Source organism: Micromonospora sp. BL4, assembly GCF_003667505.1.
In the GTDB taxonomy this organism is placed as follows: domain Bacteria; phylum Actinomycetota; class Actinomycetes; order Mycobacteriales; family Micromonosporaceae; genus Micromonospora.
Map to the genome: position 1 here is coordinate 1 of NZ_RCVJ01000248.1, position 8126 is coordinate 8126.

The 8126-nt window shown below is 72.1% G+C and carries 6 protein-coding genes; 3 read left to right on the forward strand and 3 right to left on the reverse strand.

The window, feature by feature from the left end:
• Positions 1–54: 54 nt before the first annotated feature.
• Together EAD89_RS29455 and EAD89_RS29460 are read left to right on the forward strand one after the other, a co-directional pair.
• A complete protein-coding gene (locus tag EAD89_RS29455; protein WP_121677966.1) occupies positions 55–2019 on the forward strand; it encodes an APC family permease in 1965 nt (654 codons plus the stop codon).
• Positions 2020–2192: 173 nt separating this feature from the next.
• On the forward strand, positions 2193–3701 hold the full coding sequence (locus EAD89_RS29460) for a right-handed parallel beta-helix repeat-containing protein (RefSeq protein WP_121677963.1): 1509 nt from the start codon (positions 2193–2195) through the stop codon (positions 3699–3701).
• A 540-nt stretch (positions 3702–4241) separates the two neighbouring features.
• On the opposite strand, the gene EAD89_RS29465 is transcribed toward EAD89_RS29460, so the two are convergent.
• On the reverse strand, positions 4242–4448 hold the full coding sequence (locus tag EAD89_RS29465) for a hypothetical protein (protein ID WP_121652306.1): 207 nt from the start codon (positions 4446–4448) through the stop codon (positions 4242–4244).
• A gap of 250 nt (positions 4449–4698) precedes the next feature.
• Here EAD89_RS29465 and EAD89_RS29470 point away from each other — a divergent pair, with 250 nt between their 5' ends.
• Entirely contained in the window at positions 4699–5526 is an 828-nt protein-coding gene (locus tag EAD89_RS29470; RefSeq protein ID WP_121677964.1) for a hypothetical protein, read from the forward strand.
• A 31-nt stretch (positions 5527–5557) separates the two neighbouring features.
• On the opposite strand, the gene EAD89_RS29475 is transcribed toward EAD89_RS29470, so the two are convergent.
• Both EAD89_RS29475 and EAD89_RS29480 read right to left on the reverse strand, forming a co-directional pair.
• On the reverse strand, positions 5558–6754 hold the full coding sequence (locus EAD89_RS29475) for a low temperature requirement protein A (RefSeq protein WP_121677965.1): 1197 nt from the start codon (positions 6752–6754) through the stop codon (positions 5558–5560).
• Positions 6755–7046: 292 nt separating this feature from the next.
• Positions 7047–8012, reverse strand: coding sequence for a hypothetical protein (locus EAD89_RS29480; RefSeq protein ID WP_233579232.1), 966 nt, complete (start codon positions 8010–8012; stop codon positions 7047–7049).
• Positions 8013–8126: the final 114 nt, after the last annotated feature.

Here is an 8126-nt window from a genome sequence, read left to right on the forward strand (position 1 = left end):
CGCGCCGCCCGTGACCCGGCCCGCCCGCACCGGGGTGGCCGGCCGGGTGTCGAGGTGCCCGAACGGGTGGCGAGCCCGGTCCGGCCGGCGCCGCCGGCCAGCTCGCTGCGCCGGTGGCTCTTCCAGCACCGGGTGCAGCCGCCCGGCCCGGAGGCGACCGAGGGACAGAGCCGGACGCACGCCTGGTGGCAGGTGATGTGCCTGACCGGCGTGGACTACTTTTCCACCCTGTCGTACCTGCCGGGCATCGCGGCGGTAGCGGCCGGGGCGCTCTCTCCGCTGGCGACGCTGCTGATCGTCGCGCTCACGCTGTTCGGCATGCTTCCGATGTACCGGCGGGTCGCCCACGAGAGCCCACACGGGCAGGGTTCGGTGGCGATGCTGGAGCGGCTGCTGCCGTTCTGGCGGGGCAAGATCTTCGTGCTCGTGCTGCTCGGTTTCGTGGCGACCTCCTGGATCATCACGATCACCCTCTCCTCGGCCGACGCCACCGTGCACCTGCTGGAGAACCCGTACCTGCCGGACGTCCTGCACGGCAGCTTCGTCCCGGTGGTGGTCACGGTGGCGCTGCTGCTCATCCTCGGCGGGGTGTTCCTGCTCGGCTTCCGCGAGGCGGTGGTGGTGGCCATCCCGCTGGTCGCGGTCTTCCTGCTGCTCAACGCGGTGATCGTGGTGGTCGCGCTGACCCGGATCGTGACCCACCCGGGCGTCCTGTCGGACTGGACCACCGCGGTGACCACGGACGGCGGCGGGCCGGGTGGCGTGCTGCTCACCGCCGCGTTGGCCTTCCCGCTGCTGGTGCTGGGGCTGTCCGGGTTCGAGACCGGGGTCAGCATGATGCCGCTGGTGGCCGCCGGCGGACCGGACCGGCAGGCCCGGTTGACCGCCCGGATCCGCAACACCCGCCGGCTGCTCACCACCGCCGCGCTGATCATGTCGGTGTACCTGATCTCGACCACTTTCGTGACCACGGCGCTCATCCCGGCCGAGGAGTTCCGGCCGGGCGGCGCCGCGAACGGCCGTGCGCTGGCCTTCCTGGCGCACACCTACCTGGGTGAGCTGTTCGGGACCGTCTACGACGTGAGCAGCGTGTTCATCCTGTGGTTCGCGGGCGCCTCGGCGATGGCCGGCTTGATCAATATCGTGCCCCGCTACCTGCCCTCGTACGGCATGGCCCCGGAGTGGGCGCGGGCGGTGCGCCCGGTGGTGATCGTCTACACCCTGGTCAGCATCGCCATCACCATCGCGTTCCGGGCGGACGTCAACGCCCAGGCCGGTGCGTACGCCACCGGCATCCTGGCGATGATGGTCTCGGGCGCGGTGGCGGTGACCATCTCCGCGGCCCGCCACCACCAGCGGGGCACCGCTCTCGGCTTCACCGTGCTGACCCTCGTCCTGCTGTACGCGCTGCTGGAGAACGTCATCGAGCAGCCGGACGGGATCACCATCTCCGCGCTGTTCATCCTCGGCATCATCGGCGTGTCGCTGGTCTCCCGGGTCACCCGGACCACGGAGCTGCGCGCGGAGCGGATCGAGTTCGACGAGCCGGCCCGCCGGTTCATCACCGAGTCGCTGGCCCACGACGGGCAGCTGCACCTGATCGCGAACAAGCGGCAGAGCGGCTCGGTGAAGGAGTACACCGTCAAGGAACGGGCGCAGCGCGGGATGAATCCGGTGCCCGGGGCCGCCGACGTGCTGTTCCTGGAGATCGACGTGGTCGACCCGTCGGAGTTCAGTCAGGTGTTGCGGGTGCACGGGGTCGAGGTGGGCGGCTTCCGGGTGCTGCGGGCCAGCAGCCCGGCCGCGCCCAACGCGATCGCCGCCATCCTGCTGGCCCTGCGTGACGCGACCCGGGTCCGGCCGCATGCGCACTTCGAGTGGTCGGAGGGCAGCCCCATCGCGCACCTGCTGCGCTATCTGATCCTCGGGCGGGGGGACACCCCGCCGGTGGTGCGGGAGATCATCCGCCGCACCGAGCCGGACCCGCTGCGCCGCCCCGGGATCCACGTCGGCGGGTGAACCGAGGCGCGGGCCCGCCCGCCCGAAGATGAATGGCAGCGTTATTCACGTTCACACCTGACTGTCCGTATTGCGGCTTTATCGTGGCCTTTGGTGGTCGACGGCGCGTCGATCCCCCCGCGCCCGGATCGGCGCGCGGTCACGTGCACGCAGCCAGGAAGGCAGGCATCCTGATGTCCACATACCGAGGAGGAGAGCGCACGGCGCGACCCAGACGGCGGTCCCGATGGTTCTTAGCCGGTGGGTTCCTGGCCGGGAGCCTGGTGGTGGGGGCGGCCGGCGTGGCCGGCGTCGCCGCCGCCGCCGACCGCGACATCTCCCTCCCGGGCCTGGGCCGGCTGGCCGCCACGGCCCAGGACGACGACCGGCGTGGCGACGACCGGACCGCGCCGGAGCGCGACGGCGCCGAGGACGGCCGGCCGGACACCCCGGGCACCGGCAAGCGGGGTGTGGTGTCGGTGCCCTGCGACGCGGCCAAGCTGGTGGCGGCGCTGGTGTCGGCCAACGCCGAGGGCGGCGCGGAGCTGCGGCTCGCGCCGAAGTGCCGGTACACCCTCACCGAGGCGTTCCACGAGACCGACCAGTACGACGGCGGGATCCGCGACGCCCGGGAGGCGGCGGACGCCGCGGAGACCCCCGGCGACGCCGAGGCGCCGCCGCACAACCCGGCCGACGACACCGCCGGCCTGCCGGCGATCTACCAGCCCATCACCATCGACGGCGCCGGCGCCACCATCGCCCGCGACGCCCAGGCCGCCGCGTTCCGCTTCTTCACCGTCCGCGACGGCGGCGAGCTGACCCTGCGTGACCTGGAGCTGCACAACGGGCGCTCGGCAATCGAGGGCGGCAGCGTGCACGTCGTGCACGGCGCCACCGCCGTGGTGGAGCGGGTCACCGTCACCCAGAGCACGTCGCTGTCGCCCGAGGGGGGCGGCGGCGGGATCTTCAACGACGGCAACATGGTGGTCACCGATTCCACGTTCATCGGCAACAGCGCGTCCGGCGCCGCGGGCAAGGGCGGGGGCCTGCTCAACGGTGGTGTGTTGACGCTGAAGCGTTCCGAGTTCCACCGCAACAGCGCCAACGGCTACGGCGGCGGGCTCGGCAACTACCGGGGCGCGGCCGAGGTGGAGGGCACCACCTTCGCGCAGAACAGCGCCAGTCAGGGCGGCGGCCTGGCCAGCTTCTCGGCCCGGACCAAGGTCTACGACACCGAGCTGCTGCACAACACCGCGCAGATCGGCGGCGGCGCCGCGAACTCGGACGCGGTGCTGGTGATGCGCAAGATGACCATCCGCGGCAACACTTCCACCGTCAACGGTGGCGGCATCTCGACCGTGCAGGGCCTGCTGCCGCTCGATGACAGCGTGGTCGACGGCAACACCACCCACGGTCTCGGCGCCGGTATCTACGCCGCCAAGTCGAACCTGCTGGTACGCGGCAGCGATGTGACCGCCAACGAGGCGGTCGGCGCGGCGTCCAAGGGCGGCGGCATCTACGCCCTCCAGGGTTCGGCTGCCATCTACACCAGCAAGATCACCCGGAACGCGGCCACGCTGAAGCCGGGCGGCATCTTCGGCGAGCACGCCCAGGTGAAGATCGACGACGAGAGCGTGGTCGTCGAGAACGAGCCGACCAACTGCGAGGGCAGCGCGGTACCCATCGCGCACTGCTTCCGCTGAGCGGTTCAGCACCTGTCCGACCCCGCCGTGGTCGTCCTCTCCGGGCGGTCGGTGTTGTGAGCGGTATACCTCAGAGTCATAAATATGACTCTGAGGTATACCGCTTGTTGGCGTCTCATGCTCGGGCGTCGCGTTGTCGCCGAGGTGCTGAGGTGCTGAGGTGCTGAGGTGCCCGAGATTCCGCGATGCCGAGATGCCGGCATGGCGAGGTGCCGAGATGCCGGCATGCCGCGATGCCGCGATGCCGCGATGGCGAGGTGCCGCGAAGCCCGCGATGCTGGGGTGTCGCGATGCCGGCATGGCGAGGTGTCGCGATGCCGCGATGCCGGCAAGGCGGCGCGGGCGATGTCGGCAGTGGGTCTCGTCGCCTCAGCGCCGTGCGCCCACCGGACCTGCAAACCAGCCTCCTAGGACGCGGTACGGGGTGTGCCCCGTTCGACACACGACCGACCAGCCGGGGAATCAGCCCTCAGGGACGCCTACGGGTGTCCGGACAGCGAACGGCCCGCGCCCGAAAGGGCGCGGGCCGGTGCCTTCGTCCTACTTGGACGGCTCGGGCAGCTCACAGTCGACCTTGGGGTTCGCGCCGATGTAGTTCAGGGGCCCGGCCACGATGGTGACCAGGATCGTGCCGGCTTCGGCGCAGTTGGTGTCGTCGTTGCCGTAGTAGCCTCGCTGGCCGGCGGCGACCGCGCCGATCAACAACCAGATCACGACGATGACTCCGAGTATCGAGGTGCCGCGCATCGCTGCCTCCTGAGGGAATGTGGTGGATCGAGGTGCAGGCGTTGTACCCAATCGGGCCGAACCGCTAACTGCTCCTCGCGGCGACCCCGCGGGTCCTCCGTCCGGCCGATACCGTCCGCCGTCGGTACAGCCCTGGCATCGGCCACCCGCACCGGGTGGAGCGGGCCGGCTATCGGATCGACGACGGACCCGACCGTCGTACCTGTCGTCCGACGTAGAACTGCCTCACGGCCCCCGCCGAGGAGGACTCATGGACGCCCCGACACCGCCCCTGTACCTGGACCGCCCCGAGGACGTCGCGGTCGCTGCCCGCGCGCTCGCGGGCGGCGCGGTCGTCGCGGCGGCCTTCGCCAACTTCTACGTCATCGTCACCCGCCCGGACGCCGCCACCGTGCGCCGGGTCAACCTGGCCAAGGGTCGCCCGATCCACCAGGTCGGCAGCATCACGACCGCGGTGGGCCGGATCCCGGCGATGTTCGACTGGTCCCGGATCTCGCCCCGGTTGCCGGTCGGTCGGGTACGGGCGCTGATGGACGCCCTCTACGGCGCGGGGCCGTTCGGGTTCCGGGGCCCGGCGGCGGACCGGCTGCCGGAGCACCTCACCCAGATCGATCAGGGACTGCGCACCACCCAGGTGATCGCTCCCGGTCTGACCTGCCCGTCCAACGCCTTCTTCGAGCGGGCGCTCGCGGAGACGGGGTCGGACCACCTCTACATCACCTCGGCGAACCGGTCCCGGCACCTCACCGGCGCGGCCGAGGAGCCCGCGCACTGGAAGGCCGGCGGCCTCGCCGCCGACTTCGCCCACCTCGACGACCTGGTGGTGCTCGCCCACCGGGACGAGGCGGCGGCGCGCGCCGCCTATCCGGGATACCTCACCACGTCGGTCACCCTGCTCTCCTTCCACGCACCCGAGGGCGAGCTGGAGGAGCCGCCGGTCCTCACCGTGGACCGGCACGGCTCGCTGCACCTGGACGAGGTGCGCCGGGCCGCCGCGCCGCTCGGCCTCCAGGTGCGTCTCGGCGGCACCGCCAGGCAGCGGTTGCAGGTTCGGGGGTACGCCGGGGCGCTGGTCTGAGCGGTTACCGATCGGCCTGGTGGCGCCCGGTTCAGTGCGGCGGGGCGGGGGTCTCCGGCGGCTTGCCACGGCTGCGTCGGAAGTCCGCATACGCCACGCCGGCCAGCACCAGCATGGCACCCAGGGAGGCGACGACCGGCGGGAGGAACAGCGCCGCGGGTGCGACGGTCAGCAGCGCCAGCAGGCCGCCTGGGCGGGACAGCGACACCCGGCTGAACACCTCGTACTCGAAGGAGGCCCGGCCGGCCAGGAACAGCGCCGGGCCGCCGAGGATCACCGCCAGCCAGGCCGGCGGCGTGCGCCCGGCCGGTTCGTGCAGCACCAGGTGGAACCCGGAGGCCGTCGTCACCACCCCGGCGACCATCAGCAGGTGGGTGTACGGCGCGGTGAACAGGAACTTGCTCGGCTGCCTGGACGCCTGAATGGCCAACGGCAGAAGTTCGCCGGACTTGTGCACGTAGATCCGCCAGAGCAGCAGGGTGGTCAGGAACGCCACCCCGAACGCCCCGATGTTCTCCGCCTCGGAATGCGCCAGGCTGAACATGGTGCCGATGGTCAGGATGGCGTCGCCGAGGGCGATGATGAAGAACTGCTGGTAGCGCTCGGAGAGGTGCTCCGCCGTGACGTTGCGTTGCTGCTCCGGCACCACTCCGAGGCCGGGCACCGGGTACGCGAGCCGGAAACCGCTGTAGTCGATGGCGAGGGCGATCGCCCAGCAGATGATCCGGGCGTCATCGCTGACGTACCCGCCGATGATCCAGGGGATCGCCGACACGGCGAACCAGACGAAGATTCGCGCGGCCCGACGCTGCGTCTGTGGTTCGTGGCGCACGATGGGCATCAGGAACAGCCCACGGCCGAGGTGGATCGCCACGTAGGTGACGGCGAACACCAGCCCCCGGGCACCGAAGGCCTCCGGGATCGCGGTGGTCATCAGCAGCGCGCCGAACATCACCGCGGTGATCAGCAGCTTGATCTCGTTGCGTTCCGGGTCGTACATGTCGGTGACCAGGGTGGTGATCGCCCAGGTCCACCAGACGGCCGAGAGCAGGATCAGCGACTGCGCGGCGCTTCTCCAGTCGAGGCCGTTGACCATCTCCCGGGAGATGAGCGCGAGCGCGACCACGTACACCAGGTCGAAGAAGAGTTCGAGCAGCGTCACCCGGCGCGGGGCCTCCGGGTCGCGCATCGGGGGGCGGGACCCGGGCTCCGGCGCGGCGAACTGCACGGGTTGCTCCTGCGGTCCCGGTCGACGTGGCGGGCCGTGCGGCTCACCTCGATCGACCGTAACGAGCAGCGGGTGCGGCGACCTCCCGATCGTCCGACCGTCCCCCGACCGGGGTGAACGACCCGGTTCGCGGGAGGTCGGGCTGTCTCCCGCTCGCGAGGACACGCCGGCTTCTCGTGAACCGAGTCGATCTTCGAGCCTCGGGCGATCGGCGTGCGGTGGTTCGGCCCGAAAGGCCGGACCCCGGCGGGCCGTCCTTGCAGGACGGCCCGCCGGGGCCCGGTTTCCGTCGTCAGTCCCGGGCGTCGCCCGGCAGCACAGCCGCCAGCTCGTCACCGGCGCCGGCCAGCAACCGGGCCTGCTGCGGCCAGCTGGCCAGACCCGGCGCGGCACGCAGGCCGGCGGCCCGGATCAGGTCGCGCAGCGCCGGCTCGTCCAGCTCGCCGAGCTGGCCGTAGGTGCGTACGCCGGCCGCCTGCAACGCGGCCGCCATCTTCGGCCCGACCCCCTGGATCCGGCGGAAGTCGTCGGCCGGGCCCTCCGGGTCGGTGTCGTTGCCGCTCGGCGAGATCTCTGCGACCGGGCGGACCGGCGGGGTGGCGGTGGCGGTCGGCCGGACCGGCGGCGTGGCCCGCACCGGCTCGCGGTCGACGTCCGCCGCGACGGTGGGTTCGACGCCGTCCCCCGGCTGGCGGGGGGCGATCACCGTGCTCGGGGCCGACTGCTCCTCGACCGCGACCGGCCCGCGCTCCGCGGCGGGCTCGGGCTCCGCGACCGGCTCAGGCTCCGCGACGGGCTCGGGCTCCGCGACCGGCTCGGGCTCCGCGACCGGCTCGGACTCTGCGACCGGCTCGGGCTCCGCAGCAGGCTCGGGCCGGAGGTCGGCCGTGTCGGCCCGCACGTCGACGGGGCTGGCCGGCGGGGCGTCGGTCAGCGCCATGTCGGCCGGGTCGGCGGTGCTCGGGGCGTCGGCCGGGGCGGAACCGTCCGGCGTGGCGTCGGTGGTCACCGCGGCCGGCGCGCTGACCGTGTCCACCGGGGCCGGCTCGTCGGCGACCGCGGCGGGCGCCGGGTCGACGGTCGCCGTCGGCCGGATGTCGTCGATGGTGGCAGCCGGGGTCGGCGTGGCGACCACGGCCAGGCCGGCGACGGGGTCGCCGTCCACGCTCGACGGACCCTGCCCGCTGGCCCGTACGCCCTGCCGGCCGCGCAGCAACCACCCGGCGGCCAGGCCCAGCAACAGTGCCAGTACCACTATCAGCGAGTGTCCGATAGACCACTCCACGGCGAACCTCCCTCTCACCTCGTCGGAAAAGTCACGAGAAAAACTCGCCGCAGCTTTGCACACGCGCGATGACGACGACAGGGAGGC